Origin of the sequence: Arthrobacter sp. JUb115, assembly GCF_004365035.1 — a bacterium.
In the GTDB taxonomy this organism is placed as follows: domain Bacteria; phylum Actinomycetota; class Actinomycetes; order Actinomycetales; family Micrococcaceae; genus Glutamicibacter.
In genome coordinates, this window is record NZ_SOBS01000026.1 from 1 (window position 1) to 1,400 (window position 1,400).

Sequence of the window (1,400 nt, forward strand, 5' to 3'; positions counted from 1 at the left end):
CTGTGAGTATCGAGGTGGTTGGTCTGGGACTAGCTGGCAGGATAAGAACCAGCCGTCCCACCCTTGGATGTGACTCATTAAAAGCCTGACCCGAAAGGTGTCATTCCATTGACCTGTCCATCCAAATGGGGTGGGTCGGCCGGGACCAATCCGGCCCACCTCGGTAACTTGATCAGAAGATTGTCCACCCCAGCTAGGGGCGTGACCCATCACAGTGCTGTTCCGTAGTGACCCTTACCCGGACTGGTACCGGCCGTTCACGGCCGACCAAGAAAATCCAGGAAAGGAAAGTACGGTGACCGCACAACCTATCGTCGCTCATTGCCACCCATTTGTCGTGGGTGTCGACACTCACTCACGTAATCATGTCTACGCCATCATTGATTCCAGCAATGGCGCTCTACTCGATACCCAGTCGTTTCCAGTGACCAGCAGTGGGATCAACAGGGCCATTAGCTGGGTCGCACGACGCACCGAAGGCAACGCTGACACCCTCTGGATCATTGAAGGTGCCGCCACCTATGGAGCGATCCTTGCCGGCACTGTTGCAGCCCATGGGTTCCCCGTATCCGAGGCACCACGCATGAGCAAGAAACAGAACCGTGGTGTGGGAAAAACTGACGTGTTAGATGCGCATCGCATGGCAATGGCGTCCCTGCCGCTTCCGGTAGACAAATTGCGCCATCCCCGGCTGAATGAGGGAATCCGCCAAGGATTGCGCATCCTTGTCACGGCACGCAGCTCGATGGCGAAAGACCGTACCAGGTCCGTGAATGCTTTGAACGCCCTGATTCGCAGCAACGGCCTGGGGATTGATGCCCGAAAGAAACTGATCGGAAGCCAGATTGCTGAAATCAGCCGGTGGCGGGACCGGGAAGAAGAACTGTCGCTGAGGATTGCACGGTCGGAAGCGGTACGACTGGCCAAACATGTCCTGGACTTGGATCAGCAGCTGGCTGCCAACGAGCAGCAACTGGACGAGCTGGTGAAGGTCAGCGTAGCAGCACCCCTATTAGATGAGGTCGGCTTCAAAGCAATCACAGTTGCGAAGTGCTTCGTCGCGTGGTCCCATGATGGGCGAGTGCGCAATGAAGCGGCGTTTGCCTGCCTGGCTGGCGTGAATCCGATTCCTGCGTCGTCCGGGAACACAACCCGGTACCGGCTTAATCGTGGTGGTGATAGGTCATTAAATGCTGCTCTGCATATTGCCGCGGTCACACGCATGGCCCATGACGAAGAGACTCGAGTTTATGTTGAGAAGCGTCAGGCTGAGGGGAAGACTGATCGGGAGATCCGTCGATGCATCAAACGCTATCTCGCCCGTCGGATCTTCAGAATCTTCAGTGCTTCAAAAATGATTGAAGAGGTTCCGGTTGCGGCTTGACAGACATAGAAGAGTC

General features: G+C 56.1%; 1 protein-coding gene. It reads left to right on the top strand.

All coding sequences use genetic code 11. From position 1 onward, the window contains the following. The first annotated feature begins 295 nt into the window (after positions 1-295). Positions 296-1,384: an IS110 family RNA-guided transposase gene (locus EDF61_RS18645; protein WP_133835122.1), complete on the top strand. Its 1,089-nt coding sequence runs from the start codon at positions 296-298 to the stop codon at positions 1,382-1,384. The last annotated feature ends 16 nt before the right edge of the window (positions 1,385-1,400 follow it).